Origin of the sequence: Haloferax massiliensis (assembly GCF_001368915.1) — an archaeon.
In the GTDB taxonomy this organism is placed as follows: Archaea; Halobacteriota; Halobacteria; order Halobacteriales; family Haloferacaceae; genus Haloferax; species Haloferax massiliensis.
The window spans coordinates 892,457-911,129 of sequence record NZ_CSTE01000002.1; the positions used below are offsets into that span (position 1 = coordinate 892,457).

21 protein-coding genes are annotated in these 18,673 nt (G+C 69.9%); 13 read left to right on the forward strand and 8 right to left on the reverse strand.

Annotated elements, in window-relative coordinates:
- The first annotated feature begins 19 nt into the window (after window positions 1-19).
- A complete protein-coding gene (locus BN996_RS08575; protein WP_089779889.1) occupies window positions 20-595 on the forward strand; it encodes an NUDIX hydrolase in 576 nt (191 codons plus the stop codon).
- Between the two features lie 13 nt (window positions 596-608).
- On the opposite strand, the gene BN996_RS08580 is transcribed toward BN996_RS08575, so the two are convergent.
- On the reverse strand, window positions 609-986 hold the full coding sequence (locus tag BN996_RS08580) for a 2Fe-2S iron-sulfur cluster-binding protein (protein ID WP_089778258.1): 378 nt from the start codon (window positions 984-986) through the stop codon (window positions 609-611).
- 182 nt (window positions 987-1,168) lie between these two features.
- On the opposite strand from BN996_RS08580, the gene BN996_RS08585 reads away from it, so the two are divergent.
- From BN996_RS08585 to BN996_RS08595, 3 genes are all read left to right on the forward strand, one after another.
- Window positions 1,169-1,852, forward strand: a complete 684-nt coding sequence (locus tag BN996_RS08585; protein WP_089778259.1) for a DsbA family protein — start codon at window positions 1,169-1,171, stop codon at window positions 1,850-1,852.
- A 147-nt stretch (window positions 1,853-1,999) separates the two neighbouring features.
- Window positions 2,000-2,587: a TlpA family protein disulfide reductase gene (locus BN996_RS08590; RefSeq protein ID WP_089778261.1), complete on the forward strand. Its 588-nt coding sequence runs from the start codon at window positions 2,000-2,002 to the stop codon at window positions 2,585-2,587.
- Window positions 2,587-3,279 (forward strand): cytochrome c biogenesis CcdA family protein, encoded by a 693-nt coding sequence (locus BN996_RS08595; protein WP_089778263.1) that lies wholly within the window; start codon window positions 2,587-2,589, stop codon window positions 3,277-3,279. The genes BN996_RS08590 and BN996_RS08595 overlap by 1 nt, the downstream gene beginning before the upstream one ends.
- Window positions 3,280-3,318: 39 nt before the next feature.
- Here the strand turns inward: BN996_RS08595 and BN996_RS08600 are convergent, their stop codons facing one another.
- On the reverse strand, window positions 3,319-4,617 hold the full coding sequence (locus tag BN996_RS08600) for a DUF7405 family protein (protein WP_089778265.1): 1,299 nt from the start codon (window positions 4,615-4,617) through the stop codon (window positions 3,319-3,321).
- A gap of 145 nt (window positions 4,618-4,762) precedes the next feature.
- Here BN996_RS08600 and BN996_RS08605 point away from each other — a divergent pair, with 145 nt between their 5' ends.
- Genes BN996_RS08605 through BN996_RS08615 form a run of 3 tightly spaced genes read left to right on the forward strand, consistent with a single transcriptional unit; the run spans window position 4,763 to window position 7,766 of the window.
- Window positions 4,763-5,434 (forward strand): SCO family protein, encoded by a 672-nt coding sequence (locus BN996_RS08605; RefSeq protein WP_089778267.1) that lies wholly within the window; start codon window positions 4,763-4,765, stop codon window positions 5,432-5,434.
- Window positions 5,431-6,492 (forward strand): iron transporter, encoded by a 1,062-nt coding sequence (locus tag BN996_RS08610; protein ID WP_089778268.1) that lies wholly within the window; start codon window positions 5,431-5,433, stop codon window positions 6,490-6,492. The genes BN996_RS08605 and BN996_RS08610 overlap by 4 nt, the downstream gene beginning before the upstream one ends.
- Window positions 6,493-6,548: 56 nt before the next feature.
- Window positions 6,549-7,766 (forward strand): MFS transporter, encoded by a 1,218-nt coding sequence (locus BN996_RS08615; protein ID WP_089778270.1) that lies wholly within the window; start codon window positions 6,549-6,551, stop codon window positions 7,764-7,766.
- On the opposite strand, the gene BN996_RS08620 is transcribed toward BN996_RS08615, so the two are convergent.
- Window positions 7,742-8,236 carry a hypothetical protein gene (locus BN996_RS08620; protein ID WP_089778272.1) on the reverse strand — a complete coding sequence of 165 codons (495 nt, stop codon included), beginning with the start codon at window positions 8,234-8,236 and terminating at the stop codon, window positions 7,742-7,744. The genes BN996_RS08615 and BN996_RS08620 overlap by 25 nt on opposite strands.
- Before the next feature lie 43 nt (window positions 8,237-8,279).
- Window positions 8,280-9,254 carry an aldo/keto reductase gene (locus tag BN996_RS08625; protein WP_089778274.1) on the reverse strand — a complete coding sequence of 325 codons (975 nt, stop codon included), beginning with the start codon at window positions 9,252-9,254 and terminating at the stop codon, window positions 8,280-8,282.
- A 211-nt stretch (window positions 9,255-9,465) separates the two neighbouring features.
- Between BN996_RS08625 and BN996_RS08630 the strand changes: the two genes are divergently transcribed.
- The 4 genes from BN996_RS08630 (at window position 9,466) to BN996_RS08645 (ending at window position 14,677) form a co-directional block, all read left to right on the forward strand.
- Complete coding sequence (locus tag BN996_RS08630) at window positions 9,466-10,587, forward strand: bactofilin family protein (protein ID WP_007273536.1); 1,122 nt, start codon at window positions 9,466-9,468, stop codon at window positions 10,585-10,587.
- Between the two features lie 63 nt (window positions 10,588-10,650).
- A complete protein-coding gene (locus tag BN996_RS08635; protein WP_089778276.1) occupies window positions 10,651-12,267 on the forward strand; it encodes an acetate--CoA ligase in 1,617 nt (538 codons plus the stop codon).
- Window positions 12,268-12,336: 69 nt separating this feature from the next.
- Complete coding sequence (locus tag BN996_RS08640; RefSeq protein ID WP_089778278.1) at window positions 12,337-13,131, forward strand: creatininase family protein; 795 nt, start codon at window positions 12,337-12,339, stop codon at window positions 13,129-13,131.
- A gap of 49 nt (window positions 13,132-13,180) precedes the next feature.
- Window positions 13,181-14,677, forward strand: coding sequence for a cryptochrome/photolyase family protein (locus BN996_RS08645; protein WP_089778280.1), 1,497 nt, complete (start codon window positions 13,181-13,183; stop codon window positions 14,675-14,677).
- 139 nt (window positions 14,678-14,816) lie between these two features.
- On the opposite strand, the gene BN996_RS08650 is transcribed toward BN996_RS08645, so the two are convergent.
- From BN996_RS08650 to BN996_RS08660, 3 genes are all read right to left on the reverse strand, one after another.
- On the reverse strand, window positions 14,817-15,011 hold the full coding sequence (locus BN996_RS08650; RefSeq protein ID WP_004967996.1) for a cold-shock protein: 195 nt from the start codon (window positions 15,009-15,011) through the stop codon (window positions 14,817-14,819).
- An 84-nt stretch (window positions 15,012-15,095) separates the two neighbouring features.
- Window positions 15,096-15,677: a peroxidase-related enzyme gene (locus BN996_RS08655; RefSeq protein ID WP_050458946.1), complete on the reverse strand. Its 582-nt coding sequence runs from the start codon at window positions 15,675-15,677 to the stop codon at window positions 15,096-15,098.
- Window positions 15,678-15,752: 75 nt separating this feature from the next.
- Window positions 15,753-16,247: a metal-dependent hydrolase gene (locus BN996_RS08660; protein ID WP_089778282.1), complete on the reverse strand. Its 495-nt coding sequence runs from the start codon at window positions 16,245-16,247 to the stop codon at window positions 15,753-15,755.
- Window positions 16,248-16,343: 96 nt separating this feature from the next.
- Here BN996_RS08660 and BN996_RS08665 point away from each other — a divergent pair, with 96 nt between their 5' ends.
- On the forward strand, window positions 16,344-17,555 hold the full coding sequence (locus BN996_RS08665; RefSeq protein ID WP_089778284.1) for a mechanosensitive ion channel family protein: 1,212 nt from the start codon (window positions 16,344-16,346) through the stop codon (window positions 17,553-17,555).
- Between the two features lie 89 nt (window positions 17,556-17,644).
- Entirely contained in the window at window positions 17,645-17,782 is a 138-nt protein-coding gene (locus BN996_RS20095) for a hypothetical protein (RefSeq protein WP_167344120.1), read from the forward strand.
- A gap of 1 nt (window position 17,783) precedes the next feature.
- On the opposite strand, the gene BN996_RS08670 is transcribed toward BN996_RS20095, so the two are convergent.
- The coding region (locus tag BN996_RS08670) for a DUF5059 domain-containing protein (RefSeq protein ID WP_139043127.1) at window positions 17,784-18,673 on the reverse strand (890 nt) is incomplete at its 5' end.

Consider the following 18,673-nt stretch of genomic DNA (forward strand, 5'->3'; position numbering starts at 1 on the left):
GACCGCCGGCCGCGCGCCGATGACGGTCGACGACCTGTGGTTCCTCGCCGACGAGGCGCGACAGCGCGCGGAGCAGGCCTACCACCGCCTGCGCCGGAGCCACGCCGACGCCGACTACCTCGAACCGGTCCACACCCGCCGCGTCTCCCGCCCCCGCTTTCGGACGCTCGCCTCCCGCGTGAAGTCCACGGGGACGCCCTACGGCGTCCACACCGTCGTCCGCCGCCGCGACGACGAGATACTGCTCGTCCGCCACGAGGGCGTCGACCTCTGGGTCCTCCCCGGCGGCGGCGTCGACGGCGACGAGGGCTTCACCGAGGCCGCCCGGCGCGAACTCGCCGAGGAGGCCGGCATCAGCGCCGACTACGGCGGCCTCGCGATGGCCACGCGAATCGACATCCGCTGCGACGGCCACCAGACGTGGGGCGTGATGCCCGTCTACCGCGCCCGCGCCGACGAGACCGCCGAACTCAGCGTGAACGACCCCGACGAGGAGATATCGGCCGCGCGGTGGTTCCGCGTCTCGGAGCTCCCGGCGGACACCCGCGACCGCGACGACCTGCTTTCGTGGTACGACCACGTCGCCGGCGACTGACCGGGCCGCCGGCTCAGTTGGTCGTCCCTCGCGCGTCTCGTTCGTCTTCCGCTTCGGCGTCGTCACTCTCGTCGTCTCCGACGTGTTGGCCCCAGAAGCCGGGGTACTTCTCCACCCAGAGGTCGCCGAGGACGACCGTCTGGCACGCGAGTCGAAGCCCCGAGTCGGGGTCGTGCGGGGGGAACCGGAGCCGGCGGCGCTCCTTTTTCGTCCGGTAGGTCACGGGGCCGCGAACCTCGACGGCGCAGGTACCGCAGGAGCCGCCGCCGCGGCAGTTGAACCACGACGAGTGACCGTTGTGCGGCGACTCACCGGCCGCGCGGAGCACGTCGCGGAGGACGTCCCCGCGGTCGCACTCGATTTCCCGGCCGCGGAAGTGGACGGTTGGCACGTGTGAGGGGACGCCGCAGGGGGGTTAATCAGTGTCGTTTGTGGGACGACGGAAACCGGATCGGGACCGGCGGCCGCCGCGCCGCGTCGATTCCCGAATCGAACCACGGGAAGCGGCAAGCACCTCCGAAACCCCGCGATTCGCCTCGGAGAATCTAAGTTCGTTCGCCCCCGAGGCCGACCATGCGCAACACACGACGCGCGTATCTCGCCGCCACGGCGGGTGCGCTGACGCTGGGCACCGCCGGGTGCCTCGGCGGCGGAAGCGGCGGTTCCGGCGACGACGCCGTCGCCGCCATCGGTTGCGAGGTCCCCGAACGCGACGCGGTCAGCTCCCTCCCCACGCCCGTCATCGGGTCCGAGGACGCGAGCGTCGTCGTCGACGTCTGGGAGGACTTCGCCTGTCCCCACTGCGCGACCTTCGCGGTCGACGTCGCTCCGCAACTCCGGTCCGAGTACGTCTCCGAGGGCGTCGTCCGCTACCGCCACCACGACTTCCCGATTCCGGTCGACGACTGGTGGTCGTGGAAGGGCGCTTCGGCGGCCCGCGCCGCTCAGGACGAGGCCGACGACGAGACGTTCTTCGACTTCGCCCACACGCTCTACGAGAACCAGTCGGAGTTCGGCGGCGGCGACGCCGAGGGCTCGCTGTCGACGCTCCAGTCGCTCGCGAACGACGCCGACCTCGACGGCTGTTCTGTCGCCGCGGCCGCCGCTCGCGAGCGTTACCGCCCGCTCATCGAGGCCGAACGAACCGATGCCGTCGACGAGCGCGGCTTCCAGAGCACGCCGACCGTCCTCGTCGACGGCGAGCAGGTCGCCCCGCGGTGGTCCGACCTCCAGAGCGCCGTCGAGAACGCCCGGTAACCGGACGCGAATCGCACGATTCGACGCCCGCACCACCTCCCGCGCGGGATTCGTGCGCGACACCAGCGACGCTTTACGGCGGGGGTCACTAGCCACGAGTATGCACACGACGCGACCGCGGTCCCGACTCCGACGAGGTGACGCCCGGTGAGACGACGCGCCCTCCTCTCTCTTCTCGCGGGCGCGGGCGTCGCCGGCTTCGCGGGCTGTCTCGGCGACGGGACGGCATCCCCGGAGACGACCGAGGCGACAGCCGGAGCCGCCGACGAGAGCACCGAGACCGCCTCAGCGACGGCGTCGTCCGAGGCCGGCGACCTCCCGCTCGTCGTCGACACCGTCGACGCACGGGGGTCGTCGGCCGGCGAGGTTCGAATCCCCGCCGAGGGGACGCCGACCGTCCTCGACCTCTTCGCGACGTGGTGTGCGCCCTGCGTCGCCCAGATGGAGTCGCTTCGGGCGCTCCACGATGAGTTCGGCGACGACGTGGCGTTCGTCTCGGTGACGAACGAGCGCCTCGGCGGCGGCCTCACGATGGACGATATCCGCGACTGGTGGGCCGAACACGACGGGAACTGGACGGTCGGCCACGACCCCGACAGCGACCTGATGCGCGCGGTCCGCGCCAACGGCCTCCCGTATCTCGTCGTCTTCGACGCCGACGGGTCGATAGCGTGGACGCACCGCGGCCTCGCCAGCGAGGAGAACCTCCGGGCGGCCGTCGAGGACGTCGCCTGATGCCCGGGTTCGGTCTCGGTCCCGCGCTGGGACTCGACCCCGGATTCGCCGGCACGCTCGCGTTCGCCGTCAGCGCGGGCGTCGCCACCTTCTTCGCGCCCTGCGCCTACCCGCTTCTCCCGGGCTACGTCGGCTACTACCTCTCCAGCGAGGAGTCGGACCTCGGCGGCGCGGTCGTCCGCGGGGCGGTCGCCTCGCTCGCCGCGCTGGTCGTCCTCGGCGCTATCGGGAGCGCGCTCGCGGTCGTCGGCGGCCGCATCGCCTCGCATCTCGCGCTCCTCGAACCGCTCGTCGGTGCGGCGCTCGTCTGCTTCGGCGTCCTCATGTTCACGGGTCGCGCGCCGAGCCTCCACGTCGTCCTCCCGGAGTACCGGTCGTCCGTGACCGGCTTCGCCGTCTTCGGCGGGGTGTACGGCCTCGCGGCGGCCGGCTGCGTCGTCCCGATTTTCCTCGGCGTCGTCACCCAGTCGCTCGCGCTCCCGACCGGGCAGGCCGTTCTCTCGCTGGGGGCCTACGCCGCGGCCGCGGCGCTCCCGCTTGCGGTCGTCACCGTCGCGGCCGCGCTCGGCGACGGGCTCGCCCGTCTGTTTTCGGGCTACGTCGGATGGATTCAGAAGGTCGCCGCGGTCGCGATGGTGCTCGCCGGTCTCTGGCAGATTTGGCTGGCGCTGTCGTTCTTGGGACACGTCTGAGGGCGCGGCTGGCTGAACACGTAACCGAAGGCGCTCGACTCAGTCTTCCAGCCCCGGCACCTCGCCGGTCGGCGTCGGCAACGCTCGAAGCCGCCGCGGCGGCACGAGGAAGTTGCCGCGGCGCTTGACGAAGATGTACTCTAAAATCCCGTTGTTGACGCGCTGGCGGACGGTCGGCACGTCGGTCAGGTCGGTGCCGTTCATCGCCTCGCGGACCTCCTCGAACGCCGAGATACCGCGCTGGAGCGACGGGAAGTGCAGGCTCGCCACGCCGTCGTCGTCCGACTCGAAGTGTCTGCGGAGGAGTCTGACGTTGCCCTCCTCGTCGCGGTTGGCGCGGGCGGCCTTCTGGGCGTGGCCGACGTGCCCGAACTCGAAGGCGTCGTCGCGGAGGCTGTCGAGCATCGCGTCGATACCGCTGTCGTCGCCGAGGTTGTCGCCGACGCCCTCGACGAGGTCCTGCTCGGCGTGCGCGGGCGAAAACAGCTTCATGACCCGGTGGTAGCGGTCCTCCTCGTCGTACCAGTCCGAGAGGCGCTGGCGGATGTTCGCCACGTGTTTCGTGGTCGCGCCCGCGAACGGCCCCTCGTCGATGGTGACGTACGCTTCGGTGGCCTGATTCCCGGCGAAGCCCGCTTTGAACCCCATGAACAGCGGCGATTCCTCGGGAACGGGGTTCCCGTCCGGGATGCCGTTCAGGTCGGACTGGTGCTCCGCGGGGAGTCCGGCCCCGACGAAGCCCGTCCGCCGGGAGGCGACCGAGAAGACGCCCGAGAGGTCGGCGGCGACGGCGACGCCGTTTGCCTCGTCGGTCTCGCCGAGGAGGGCTTGTTCGGCTTCGAGAACCGCGTCGGCGCGGTCCGACGCGAGGTGGACGAGCGCGTCCTGCCGGTCGAAGTCGGGCGTCTCGAACGGCGACAGCGCCCGCGGTTCGGGCAGGTCGACGCTGTCGGGAAGCGGGTCGTCGAAGCGGTCGAAGTACCGCGGGGTGTAGGCGGCCGACCAGATGACGCCCTCGTGGCTCCGCTCGTAGGCGCGGTCGAGGACGCGGAAGGCGCGCTCGACGGTCTCGCGGTCGGACTCGTCGGGCGGCCCCTCGCCGTCGAGGTCGAGGTAGAGGAGCACCTGATGTCTGGGCATCTCGGCGTTGCCGTGGTCGTCCTCACGGCAGAACTCGTTCCACGCGTGCTGTCGGCTCGGAAGCGTCTCGAACGCGTCGGTCCCCGCCGGGACGGGGTCGTCCGGTGCCCTGTCGAGGCAGGCGGACAGCGCCGCCGCGCCGCCCGCGGCGACCGCGGCCTTCAGGAACTCCCGGCGGGACGGAGACCCGTCGAACATACCTCGGCTAAGGACTTCCCGGGGAAGTCCGTTCTGGTGTGTGCGTCGAAGCTTTCACCCTCGGTCGTGCGGAACGAGAACACGCGCGCTGGCGTTCGAAACGCACACCAAACGGCATTTCAGTACCGGGGCGCTAGCGAGGGTAATGAAACGACGTACGTATCTCCGCGCCGCCGGGGCGGGCGCGGCCGTCGGGCTGGCGGGCTGTCTCGGTGGCGGCGACGCCAACCCGAACGTGTCGCTGTCGAAGCCAGACCGCGAGAACGACGTGTCCAGCGAGGACCTCCCGTACCCGGCGTGGGGCCAGCGGGTCCCCGACGTGACGCTTTCGGACCCCATCGCGGGGAGCGAGGTGTCGGTCCGCGACATCGACGGGCCGCACTTCCACACGTACTTTTTCACCAACTGCATGACCGTCTGTCCGGTCCTCATCAGCGCGCTCCGCGAGGTCCAGATCCACTCGGTCAGCGAGGGCTACGCCGACGAGGTGTCGTTCTACCCCATCACGTTCGACCCCGCCCGCGACGACGCCGACGCCTTCCGCGCGGAGGCCGACCAGATGAACGTCGACATGGACACGGGGAACTGGCACTTCCTCCGCCCCGCCGACGAGGCCGAGGCGAAGTCCGTCGTCGAAGACCGGTTCGGCGTCTTCTTCCAGAAGAACGAGCCGAACGACGAGGGCAACTACATGTTCACCCACCTCGGTCTCGTCTCGCTGGTCAACGGCGACGGCTACGTCGAGCGGACCTACCGCGGCAACCAGCCGGACGAACAGACGCTCATCGACGACCTCACCGCGCTCCGGGAGGCATGACGAGTCGGCGTCGGTTCCTCGCGGCGGGCGGGACCGCCGCGGCCGCCGGGCTCTCGGGCTGTCTCGCCGAACTCGGCCGGCTCTACACGTCGAGCGAACCGCCGGTCGTCTCGGACCGCCCCGACGAGGTGTACGTCCCCACCCACACCGAGGGGATGCGCACGGTCGGCACCGCCGACGCCGGCGACCTCCGGGTGGGCGTCTTCTACAGCTATCCCCACCGCTTCTGGGTGATGGCCGACGAGGGCGACGGCTTCGGCACGTCGCGGACATCAGTCGAGACCGGCGACGACGTGCATCTCATGGCGTCCGTCTGGGACCCCGAGACGGGCGTCGTCGTCCCCGACACCGGACTCTCTATCGAAATCGCCCGCGACGGCGACCTCGTGAGCGAGGAGGTCGTCTACGCGATGCTCTCCCAGCGGATGGGCTTCCACTACGGCTCGAACTTCGGCCTCGACGGCGACGGCACCTACGAGGTGACGGTGGACGTGGGCGTGCCCTCCCTGCGCCTGTTCGGCGACCTCGCCGGGCGATTCGAGTCGCCCGCGACCGCGACGCTCGACTTCGAGTACAGTTCCGGCGACCGCGACGACCTCCCGTACACGATGTTCGACGACCAGCAGGGCGACCCCGGCGCGGTCAGGCCGATGGAGACGGACGGTCTCCCGCTCGGCCGCGGCCCCGAGACGCTTCCGGGGACGGCGCTGGGAGCCGCGACGACCGGGAGCCTCCGACTCGTCGGCACCGCCCTCGACGCCGACCGCTTCGGCGACGACCCGTACCTCGCCGTCTTCCCGCTGACGCCCTATAACCGGCTTCTCGTCCCGCGACTGGGCCTCACCGCGACCGTCGCGTCCGGCGGGTCGACCCGCTTCGACGGCCGCCTCGAACCCGGCCTCGACGCCGACATCGGGTTCCACTACGGCGCGTCGGTGCCGGGGCTCGCCGGCGACGACGCGACCGTCGACCTCGCGGTGGACGTGCCGCCGCAGGTCGCCCGCCACGAGGGCTACGAGACGGCCTTCCTCGACTTCGACCCCGTCCGCCTCGGGTAACGGCAACCGAATCGAACAAGGACAGGGCTATTTTCGTCCGGACCGACCGACCCCGTATGGACTCGACGCGCCGCGAACGAGCGACGCTCGCCCTCGCCGTCTGGGGCGTCCTCGTCTCGCAGGTGCTCCTCTACCCCGGCGTCTCCGACCTCGTGACCGCCCTCGGCGGCGGACGGGGGGAGTACGACCTCTCGGCAGGGATGCTGTTTCTCGTCGCCGAGTTCGCCTCGTTCGTCGCCTTCTCCAGCGTCTGGGGCGCGCTCTCGGACGCGCTCGGCCGGCGGACGTGGCTCATCGTCGCGGGCGCGCTCGGCGGCGCGGCCAGCTACGTCGCGCTCCTCGCGCTCGCGACGCTCCCGTGGCTCGACGCGACCTTCGGCGCGGTGCTCGCCGTCCGCCTCGTCGGCGGCGCGATGACCATCGGCGCGTTCTCGCTGTCGATTACGATGCTCGCGGACCTCTCGGGGGGCAACGGCCGGAACATGGGCGCGGCGGGCATCGCCATCGGCCTCGGCGCGGCGCTCGGCTCGGTCGTCGGCGGCCAACTCACGACTATCGACCCCCTCGCGCCGCTGTACGCGTCGGCCGCGTCGCTCACCGCCGTCGCCCTGCTCGTCACGACCGTCACCGACCGGACGCCCGACTCGACTCGCGTCGGCGTCGGCGTCGTCCTCAAGAAACTGGCCGCCCGGCCGGCGTTCGCGGTCCCGTACGCCTTCGGCTTCATCGACCGCATGACCGCCGGCTTCTTCGCCCTCGTCGGGGTGTACTACTTCCGCGAGGCGTTCGGCGTGGACGCCGCCGTCGCGGGCGGGGTGCTCGCGCTCTTTTTCGTCCCCTTCGCGCTCCTGCAGTACCCCCTCGGCTCGCTGTCCGATCGCGTCGGCCGGTTCGTCCCCGTCGTCGCGGGGTCGGTGCTCTACGGCGTGTCCATCGTCGCCGTCGGCGTCGCGCCCGCCTTCGAACTCGCGGCCGGGCTGATGGTCGTCGTCGGCGTCTTCGGCGCGCTCGTCGCGCCCGCGACGATGGCGCTCGTCACCGACCTCGCCGACTCGGGCGAGCGCGGGGCGGCCCTCGGCGGCTTCAACGTCTTCGGGAGCCTCGGCTTCCTCGCCGGCTTCCTCATCGGGGGCGTCGTCGCCGACGTGGTCGGCTACCTCCCGTCGTTCCTCGTCGTCGGCTTCGCCGAGGTGGCCATCGCCGTCGTCGCGCTCCGGGCGGTGAAGCGACTCGACGGCATCGACGCGAGTCAGACGCCGTCGAGCGCCGACTGAAGCTCGGCGTTCACGACGAGCCACATCCCGCGGAGGCAGACGACGACGGCGAGGCCGACGCCCGCGAGGACGAACGCCAAAAACAGGCCGACGAAGACGCCGCCGCCCCGCGGGTCGGGGACGGTCGCCGCGAACGCGCCGAGCTGGACCGCGAAGGCGACGATACCGGCGACGAGGAACGCGAGCAGCAGTTCGAGGAGACGCCAGAACGTCTCGATTCGCAGGCCGCCGCGGCCGGTGAGGAGGAGGGCGATTCGCCGCGACGCGGCCAGAAGCGAGACGGCCGTGAGAAGGAACGTCGCGGCCGCCGCGAGCGCGAAGCCGACGTGGGCGAGCGGGAGCGTCGGCGCGAGCGACGAGACGAGCGTCAGCGCGACGCCGAGGAGGACGCCGGTCGCGAGGACCGACTCGACGCCGAGAATCGCCGTCTCCGGCTCGTCGCGGGCGATTCGAGCGAGTGTCCCGTACACGGTCGTCCCTCGCTGCGGGCGCTGAAGGCTGTTTCCCTTGGGCCTACTCGTGCCCGGAGACGCGGACCGGCCGGTAGGGCTCTTCGAGGTAGTCGATGTCGGAGTCCGAGAGCTTGATGTCGAGGGCCTCGACCGCGTCTTCGAGGTGTTCGATACTGCTGGTGCCGACGATGGGCGCGTCGACCCAGTCCTTGTGGAGCACCCACGAGAGGGCGAGTTGCGCCATCTTGACGCCCTTCTCGTCGGCGAGTTCCTCGACGCGCTCGTTCACCTCGCGGCCGCCGCCCTCGAAGTAGGGGTGGCCCTTGGCGTGTTCGTCGGTCCGGCCGCGGGTCGTCGCCTCGAACTCCTCGTGGGGGCGGGTGAGGTAGCCGCGGGCGAGCGGCGACCACGGCATGACGCCGACGCCCTGCTTCTCGCAGAGGGGGAGCATCTCGCGCTCCTCCTCGCGGTACAGCAGGTTGTAGTGGTTCTGCATCGTGGCGAAGCGGTCGAGTCCGAGCGAGTCGGCGGTGTACTGCGCCTCGGCGAACTGGTGGGCCCACATCGACGACGCGCCGACGTAGCGCGTCTTGCCGCGCCGAACCGCGTCGTCGAGCGCGCGCATCGTCGTCTCGATGGGCGTGTCGTAATCGTAGCGGTGAATCTGGAGCAGGTCGAGGCTGTCCATCCCGAGGCGGGAAAGCGAGTTGTCGAGTTCCTGCTCGATGGCCTTCCGCGAGAGACCGCCGGAGTTCGGGTCCTCGTCGTCCATCTGGAAGTAGACCTTCGAGGCGACGACCGCCTCGTCGCGGCGGCCCTCAAGCGCCTTCCCGAGGACGCGCTCGGACTCGCCGTTCGAGTACATGTTCGCCGTGTCGAAGAAGTTGATACCGAGTTCGATGGCGCGGTCGACCAGTTCGAGCCCCGCCTCCTCGTCTAAGACCCACTCGCGCCACTCCGGCGTGCCGAAGCTCATACAGCCGAGACAGATTCGGGAGACCTCCATGCCGGTGTCTCCGAGCGTCGTGTACTCCATGCTCGAACATCTTCGCGAGTCGGCAAAAAGGTGGACCAAGCGGTAGCTTCGGTGGGGAACCGGGCCGACAGCCGGAGCGCGTCCGCGCGCCCGAGCGGCGATTGCTGACAGTCAGGCGAACAGGCCGTTTCCCGGCGTCTGAAACCGTCTGTCTCGGTTTATGCTCTCCGGCGTCGTATCATTAATCCGAGGCGTAGCCTCGGTGATTCCGATGTTCACAGCGAAACAACTGGTCGCGCTCCTCGTGAGCCTCCTCGTGGTGGGGTCGCTCGCGGGCGTCGCGGCCGCACAACAGGGACCGTCAGCCGGCGGTGCCGTCGTCGTCGACGAAGGCGAGACCTTCGACGGCGACCTCGACGCGGTCGGCGGCACGGTCGTCGTCGCCGGGACGGTAACCGGCGACGTGTCCGCGACGGCCGGGACCGTCCTCGTGACGGAGACGGGCGTCATCAACGGGAACCTCGACGCAGTCGCGGGCTCCGCGACCCTCGAAGGCACCGTCAACGGCGACGTGAGCCTCGCTGGCGGCGCGGTGTTCGTCCGCGACACCGCCGTCATCGACGGGTCGTTAGACGCCGCCGGCGGCACCGTCCGACTCGACGGCGCGGTCGACGGAAACGTCCGCGTCGGGGCCGAAGAGCTCGCGGTCGGCCCGACCGCTCGGGTCGGCGGGTCGCTCGAATACGACGCCGCGACCGCGACCGTCGACGCCGCGGCCGTCGTCGACGGCGGCGTGCGACAGGTCGACGACCTCGCGGTCGCCGCGCCCGTCGTCGCCGGGACGCCGTTCCAGGTCGGCCAGTTCGAAGGCCCGGTCATCCCCGGTTGGGTGGTCTCGGGCTACTGGCTCCTCGCCAACTTCGTCGTCGGCGCGATTATCGTCCTCGTCGCCCCCGACTTCGCCCGCCGCGTGACGGGTCTCGGAACGAAGAAGGCCGTGCGGAGCGGCGGCGTCGGCCTGCTCGCCATCGTCGCAGTACCCATCGTCCTCCTGCTCCTGCTTTTGACCATCGTGGGCATCCCGCTCTCGCTGGCCGGCGGGGTCGGCTTCCTGCTCGTCCTCTGGGTCGCGGGCATCTACGGCGCGCTCGTCCTCGGGACGTGGCTCCTGTCGCTCGCCGACTACGACAACCGCTGGGTCGCGCTGTTCGCCGGCCTGTTCGTGCTGGCCGTCCTCGATTTCGTCCCGCTCGGGGGCGTCCTCGAATTCGTCGTCCTCCTCGTCGGGCTCGGCGCGTTCGCGCTGGCGCTCCGCGGGGAGTCCGGCGACGACGGCGACGAGAGCGTGAGCGCGCCGGACGAGGGCCCACAAGAGGGCTCGCCGATGGCCTGACGGCGCGGCTCCCTCGCACAACCCGGACGAACAATTATTATGGTCTGTTCTGTCTGTCGAGCCATGGCAGTCGACTACGCGGCCGAGTCGGAATCGTTCGAGTGGGACATCCCCGAGGGGTACAACATCCCCGCGGTCATCGAATCGCACGCCGACGCCTTCGGCGACCGCGTCGCCCTGAAGTTCCGCGACGCCGACGGCGGCCGCGAGGAGCGGACCTACGGCGACCTCCGCGACGACATGAACCGCTTCGCCAACGCGCTCGAATCCATGGGCGTCGGGAAGGGCGACCGGCTCATCCACCTCCTCCCCCGCGACCCCGACGTGTTCGCCGTCCAACTCGGCGCGCTCAAGCGCGGCGCGCTTCTCGTCCCCAGTTCCTCGATGCTCAAGCCCAAGGACATCGCGTTCCGCGCGAACGACTGTAAGGCGACGACCGCCGTCGTCCACGAGTCGCTCGTCGGCATGGTCGACGAGGTGCGCGACGAGACGCCGCTTTCGAACTTCGTCGTCCTCGGCGGTGACGCCGACGACGCCGACGGCTGGACCTCCTTTTCCGACCTCGTCGCCGACGCGTCCGCCGAACACGACGGCCCCGACCTCCGGGCCGAAGACCCGATGTCCATCAACTACACGTCGGGGACGACCGGCCAGCCCAAGCCGGTCCGCCACCGCCACCGCTGGATGCGGTGTTTCGAACTCGTCAACGCCCCCTACTGGTGGGGCGTCACGGCCGACGACGACCTTTCGGAGGAACTGCTCTGGGCGACGACCGGCACCGGCTGGGCCAAGTGGTTCTGGAGCCCCGTCGGCGTCGGCCTGACGACCGGCGCGACCCAGTTCGTCTACCGCGGCGACTTCGAACCCGACACGTTCCTCGACATCATGGAAGAAGAGGGCGTCACCCGCCTCTGCGCCGTCCCGACCCAGTACCGGATGTTCGCCCAGCGCGACCTCGGCTCGTACGACCTGCAACTGACCGAGGCGCTGTCGGCGGGCGAACCGCTCAACCGCGAGCCGATAGAGGCGTTCCGCGAGGCGTTCGGCGTCATCCCGCGAGACGGCTACGGCCAGACCGAGACGGTCGCGCTCCTCACGAACTACCCCGGCATCGACGTGAAGCCCGGCAGTATGGGCAAGCCGACGCCCGGCCTCGGCACGACCATCATCGACGAGAACGAGGAGGTGGTCGGCGTCGACGAAATCGGCGAAATCGCCGTCCCGGTCGGCTGTCCCGGCATCTTCGACGGCTACTACGAGAAGCCGAACCTCGACGAGAAGACGTTCTCGGGCGACTACTACCGCACCGGCGACCTCGCCTCCCGCGACGAGGACGGCTACTTCTTCTTCGAGGGCCGCGCCGACGACATCATCATCTCGGCGGGCTACCGCATCGGCCCCTTCGAGGTCGAAGACGCGCTGGTCTCCCACGAGGCGGTCGCCGAGGCCGCCGCGGTCGCCAGCCCCCACGAGGAACGCGGCAGTATCGTCAAGGCGTTCGTCGTCCTCATCGACGGCTACGAGGGCTCCGACGACCTCGTCGAGGAGTTACAGGCGTTCATGAAAGAGCAGACGGCCCCGTACAAGTACCCGCGCGAAATCGAGTTCGTCGCGGAACTGCCGAAGACCTCCTCGGGGAAGATTCGGCGCATCGAACTGCGGTCCCAAGAGCGGGACTGAGCCGGCGCGCTCCGGGAGTCCATTTCCCCTTTGGCACCTTTCTTTAGGCGTCGTCGCCTGGTGACGCCCATGTACATCGCGGACCAGACGTGGCCCGAACTCGGCGACTACGTGGCCGAGTCGTCGCTCGCGGTCGTCCCCCTCGGCTCGACGGAACAGCACGGCCCGCACCTCCCGCTCGCAACCGACCACCTCATCGCGGAGGCGTTGGCCCGCGAGGCGGCCGACCGGACCGGCTTCCTCTGCACGCCGACCGTCAACGTCGGCGTCAGCCCCCACCACCGCCAGTTCCACGGGACGATGTGGGTCGACCCGCCGCAGTTCCGCGACTACGTGGAGTCGATGACGCGCAACCTCGCGTACCACGGCGTCGACCGGGTCGTGTTCGTCAACGCCCACGGCGGCAACGTCCAGTACCTCCGGGAGGTCGGCCGCCGCCTCCGCGACGACGGCACCATGTACGCCATCGAGTGGATGTGGGACGAGTCGATTCCGGACCTCGTGACCGACCTGTTCGACCACCCCGGCCCCCACGGCGGGCCGAAGGAGACCTCGATGATTATGCATATCGCCCGCGACCTCGTCCGCGAGGGCGAACTCGAATCCGCCCGCGACGGCGGCGTCCCGGACCTGAGCGACGACCACCTCCGCGAGCACGGTGCGCGGACGTTCTACGACGCCGTCGAGAACTCCGGAAACGGCGTCTTCGGCGACCAGACCGACGCGTCGCCCGAGGCCGGCGAAGAGCTGTTCGAGGCCGCGACCGACCAGCTCGTTCACCTGCTGTCGTGGCTCGACGACCAGCCGATAGACGACCTGCTCGCGCCCGCGCACGTCGACCCGCAACCGGGGTCGCGTCGCTAACCCATCGACTGGCCGACACGCTCTTTTTGCCGCCGCCGAAGGGACGCCTATGACCGTCTGGGTCCTCGGCGACCAACTCGACCCGTCGGCCGCGCCGCTCCAGTCCGACGACCGCGTGCTGATGATAGAGGCGCACGCCTTCGGCGACCGACTTCGGTACCACCCCCAGAAGCTCGCGCTCGTCTTCTCGGCGATGCGGCACTTCCGCGACGACCTCCGCGACCGCGGCTACGAGGTGACGTACGTCGAAGCCGAGACGTTCGGCGAGGGGCTCGACCGCTACTTCGACGCCGCGGCCGGCGACGACCTCGTCGTGATGGACCCGCCGAGCCACGGCGCGGGCGAGCGGCTTCGGGAACTCGTTTCCGCCCGCGGCGGGTCGCTCACGCTCGTCGAGAACGACCTGTTTCTCACGACGCCCGCCGACTTCGACGACTGGGCCGGTGACGCCGACAGCTACCGACAGGAACGCTGGTACCGGCACGTCCGCCGGGAGACGGGCGTCCTGATGGACGGCGACGACCCCGCCGGCGGCGAGTGGAACTACGACGACCGGAACCGCGAGACGCCGCCGGAGGGGTGGACGCCGCCCGAGGCCCCGCGATTCGAACCCGACGAGACGACGCGCGAGGTCATCGCGTTCGTCCGCGAGCGCTACCCCGACGCGTGGGGGTCGCCCGAGCCGTTCGGCTGGCCGGTGACGCGCGCGGAGGCGAGACAGGCGCTGTCGCACTTCGTCGAGGTCCGCCTTCCCGAGTTCGGCCCGTATCAGGACGCGATGGTCGACGGCGAGTGGGCGCTCTGTCACTCCCTGCTGTCGGCGGCCATCAACCTCGGCCTGCTCCACCCGCGCGAGGCGGTCGAAGCGGTCGAGGAAGCTTACGAGACGGGCGACGCCCCGCTCAACAGCGCCGAGGGGTTCGTCCGGCAGGTCCTCGGCTGGCGGGAGTTCGTGCGGCACGTCTACCGGCGGTCGATGCCCGAACTGGCCGCGGCGAACCAACTCGACCAGACCGAATCGCTCCCGGAGGCGTACTGGACCGGCGAGACGGACATGCGCTGTCTCTCGGAGGCCGTGGGTCACGTCCGCGACCGCGGCTACGCCCACCACATCGAGCGCCTGATGGTGCTTTCGAACTTCGCGCTCGTCTACGGGGTCGACCCGGCGGAACTCGACCGCTGGTTCCACCTCGGCTTCGTCGACGCGTACCACTGGGTGACGACGCCGAACGTGGTCGCCATGGGCTCGTTCGGCACCGACGTGCTCTCGTCGAAGCCCTACGCCTCGTCGGGGAACTACGTCAACGAGATGTCCGACTACTGCTCGTCGTGTCCCTACGCGGTGTCGAAGACGACCGGCGAGAACGCCTGCCCGTTCAACGCGCTCTACTGGGACTTCCTGAAGGAGAACGAAGAGCGCCTCCGGGGGACGGGTCGGATGGGACTCATGTACTCCCACGTCGACCGGAAGGACGACGAGGAGTGGGACGCCATCCGGGCGCGGGCCGACGAGATTCGGCGGATGGGCCGAGCGGGAACGCTCTGAGGCGAGCGACCGGAGCGACGACGAGCGACCACGACCCGACCGAGGCCGGCGACCGCGAACCGCGAACGCCGCGGCTGGCGGGGTGAAAATGCAGAACTCTGTTCGCTGTCGAGTCGTCGTCGGGCGGAACGCGCCGGACTCAGAGTCGCGTGACGTTGACCGCTCGCGGGCCCTTGTCGGCCTGCTCGATGTCGAACTCCACTTCCTGACCCTCTTCGAGGTCGGGGCCGCCGATGTCCTCCATGTGGAAGAACACGTCGTCGTCGTGGTCTTCGGTCTCGATGAAGCCGTAGCCGCCGGAGGACTTGAAGAATGCAACCTTACCTTTCGCCATTGCGTGTCGAAATGCACCGCTATCGGCCATAAGGATTCCGCCGATTGCTACCACAGACCGTGGTACTGTTTACTACCCTCCGAGTCAGTCGTCGCGCGGCTCTCGGCCGAGCGTGTGGAACTCCTCGTTCGGCCGCATGTCGGCGAACATCGCCATGCGGTTGCTGAGGTTGAAGAAGGCCGTGACCGCGCCGATGTCCCAGACCGCCTCCTCGGAGAAGCCGGCGTCGCGGAGTCGCTGCAGGTCGTCCTCGCCGACCTCGACGGGCGACTCGGTGAGTTTCACCGCCACGTCGAGCATCGTCTTGTGCTTCTCGGGGATGTCGGCGGTGCGGTAGTTGGCGACCAGTTGGTCCGCGAGCAGCGGGTCTTTCGCGTAGATGCGGACCAGCGCGCCGTGGGCGACGTTGCAGTAGTAACAGTGGTTGACGCCGGAGACGGCCACGATTATCATCTCGACCTCGTGGCGTTCGAGGTCGGTGTCCTCGACGAGGGCGTCGTGGTACTCGAAAAAGGGCCGGAAGTGCGAGGGCTTGTACGCGAACGCGGCGAAGACGTTCGGCGTGAAGCCGGCGCGCTCGGTCTCGTCGTCGATGCGCTCGCGCAGGTCGTCCGGGAGGTCGTCGCGGTCGGGCACCGGGAAGCGGCGCATGGCGTCGTCGTCCATGCGTCCCCGGTCTCTCGGGTAGACCTTAACGATTCCTCAGGTTCGAGGGGCGCTCGCCGTTCCGAGTGCCGGGGCTCAGAGCGCGACCGAGAGGTACGCCGCCGCGGCCACGGCGAACACGCCGACGGCGAACAGGCCGTAGTTGGCGACGGTGTTGTCCGCGGTCCAAAGCGAGAGCGTGAACTTCCGGGACGAAAGCGGCCACAAGGGGCGGATGCCGGCCGGCGTGAGCGCGTCGGCCAAGAGGTGCGCGATGATGGTCAGCGCGCCCACGGCGAAGCCGAACGCGCCGAACGTCGTCGCCACGGTCTCGGGTTGGCCCGCGTTGCTGGCGAGGAGGTACGCGCCGCCGCCGCCGACGCCGCCGACGAGGGCGGCGAAGAGGACGGTGTGGGTCGGCCCGCGGTGGGAGATGCCGGGGACGCGCATGTCGTAGTCGGGGAGCATCGCCAGCCAGCACATCGCCGCGCCGGCGGCGAAGGCGAGTTCCGGGCGGCCGGCCTGCACGAGCGCGAAGCCGAGCGGGGCGAACACGAGGAGCGAGACGCCCCAGTGACCGAATCGGTACATCTGGTGTGCCCTCGCGCCCCCGGCGAACAAAACCTTTCGGCCTCCGCGACCGTCAGCGGAGCAATCGTTATCCCCGGTGGCCGCGATTTCCGCGGCATGAGCCAACACCTCTCGTCGTTCCTCTCGGGCCTGTCGGCGCTTGAGGTGACGGCCCTCGTGCTTCTCATCTCCGTCGGCGGCGCGTTCGTCATGGAGAAGGTGGTCATCCGCCTCCTGTTTCGGTACACCAGCCGAACCGAGACCTCTCTGGACAACATCGTCGTCCAAGAGCTTCGGTGGCCAATCGTCGTCACCGTCTCGCTGGCCGGCGTCTTCCTGTTCTCCAGAGCCCCGGCGGTCGCCGAGGCGCTCGTCGTCGAGGAGGGCGTCCTCAACGACTTCTTCGGCCTGCCGTCGCTATCCGTCGGCATCGTCGTCTGGGCGTGGGCGCTCAACCGCCTCGTCAACCGCCTCGTCGACGCGGTCAAGGACAAGGGCAGTCGCTACGACTTCGCGCCCGTCTTCTCGAACGTCTGGACCATCGTGGTCTCGGTCGGCACCATCGGCGCGCTGCTGTACATCTGGGGCATCGAAATCACGCCGCTTTTCGCCGGCGCGGGCATCGCCGGCATCGCCGTCGGCTTCGCCGCCAAAGACACCGTCGCCAACTTCTTCGGCGGCATCGCGCTGTACTTCGACGACACCTACAAAATCGGCGACTACGTCGTCCTCGACTCCGGCGAGGCGGGCACCGTCGTCAAGGTCGGCATCCGCTCGACCACGCTTCTCACCCGCGACGAACTGCTCGTGACGGTGCCGAACTCGGTGCTCAACGCCGCCAAAATCATCAACGAGTCCGCGCCGAACCGCCGCCGCCGGCTGAAGGTCCCGGTCGGCGTCGCCTACGGCACCGACGTGGACGAGTTCGAGGAACTCCTGACCGACATCGCCCTTGACGAGCCGCTGGTCCTCGACACCCCCCGGCCGCGGCCGCGGCTCCGCCGGTTCGGCCCCGACGCGCTGGAGTACGAACTCGTCTGTTGGGTCAACAGCCCGCTCAAGCGCGGGAAGGCGACGCACAACCTCAACCGCGAGATATACAAGCGCCTGAACGACGCCGGCATCGGGATTCCGTTCCCCCAGCGGGACGTCCACGTCCACTCGGCTGACGCCGAGGCGACCCGGCAGTCGCCCGCGGCCGGACTCTCGAACGGCGGGGTCCGGCGACCGGCTCGCACCCGCGACGCGGCCGGCGGGACGGTGACCGACGACGTCGCGGACGCGGACGCGGCAGACCCGGACGTGGACGACAGCGCCTACGACGAGTGAGCGCCCGGCGTCGCCCTGAACGAGCGCCCGCGACGACCGACGGGACCGCTCGCCGGGAACGTTATCCGCGGCGCGGCCGTGGCTCGGGTATGCTTCAACTCGGTCCCGTGGACGGGCTCATCGAGACGTTCGGCCCCTTCGCGATTCCCGTCTTGCTGTTCGCCGCCGGGTTCGTCGGCTACCTCGTGCTCGTCGCGCTCGGGCGGACCGGGCGCGACGAGAGCTGAGTTACTCCTCGACGACGACGGTTCCGGTCATGCCCGCGGCCTCGTGGGGCACGCAGAAGTACGCGTGCTCGCCGGCCGTCTCGAAGGTGTGGACGTAGGACTGGCCCGACTGGACCGCGCCCTTCCCCTCGCCCCATCCGGTCTCGGCCGCCTCTTGGGACTCGAAGCCGCCGGAGGCCCAGTACGCCGCGCCCTCGGGGAGGTCGTCGCCGTAGGCCGTGACCGAGTGCGCCTCGCCGGCGGCGTGCTCGAAGGCGACCGTGTCGCCGACGGAGACGGTCAGCTCCGCCGGTTCGAACGCGACGGCGCTCATCTTCACCGCGTGGTCGGCGTCCTCGGGAACGCCCTCGACGACGTTCAGACCGCCGGTGAGTGACGTGTCCGCGGAGCCGCTTTCATCGGCACTCCCGGCCGCGGGGGCCTTCCCGACTTCGCCGACGACTGCGAACTGGGCGCGGGCGGTCGCCGTCGCGTACGCCTCCGCGGCGGCGTCGACCTCGCTTCCGTCCTCCAGCGCGGCGACGTAGTCCGACAGGGCCGCCTCGAATCCCTCGTAGGCGTCGTGGTCGGCCTCCTCTAATGCCTCGTGGACGCGGGCCTCCTCGAACGTCTGGAAGACGCCGCTCATACGCTCGGACGCGGCGGCTCCGAGGCCGGCGTCCGCGGCCGCGGTGGCGACGACGGCGTACATCGAATCGACCGCCTTCTGACCGTAGGTCTTGGCCGCGCCGTAGGCGTCGCCGCCCTCCTCGGCCGCGGTTCGGACCAAGCCGAGCGCGCCCTCGAACGACTCGTAGAGGTCGTGGTTTGCTTCCTCCAAGGTCTCGTGGTAGCCGCCCGCGCCGGCCTCGAAGAAGGCGAAGGTGGACTGGACGACCGCGCCGGCGCGGG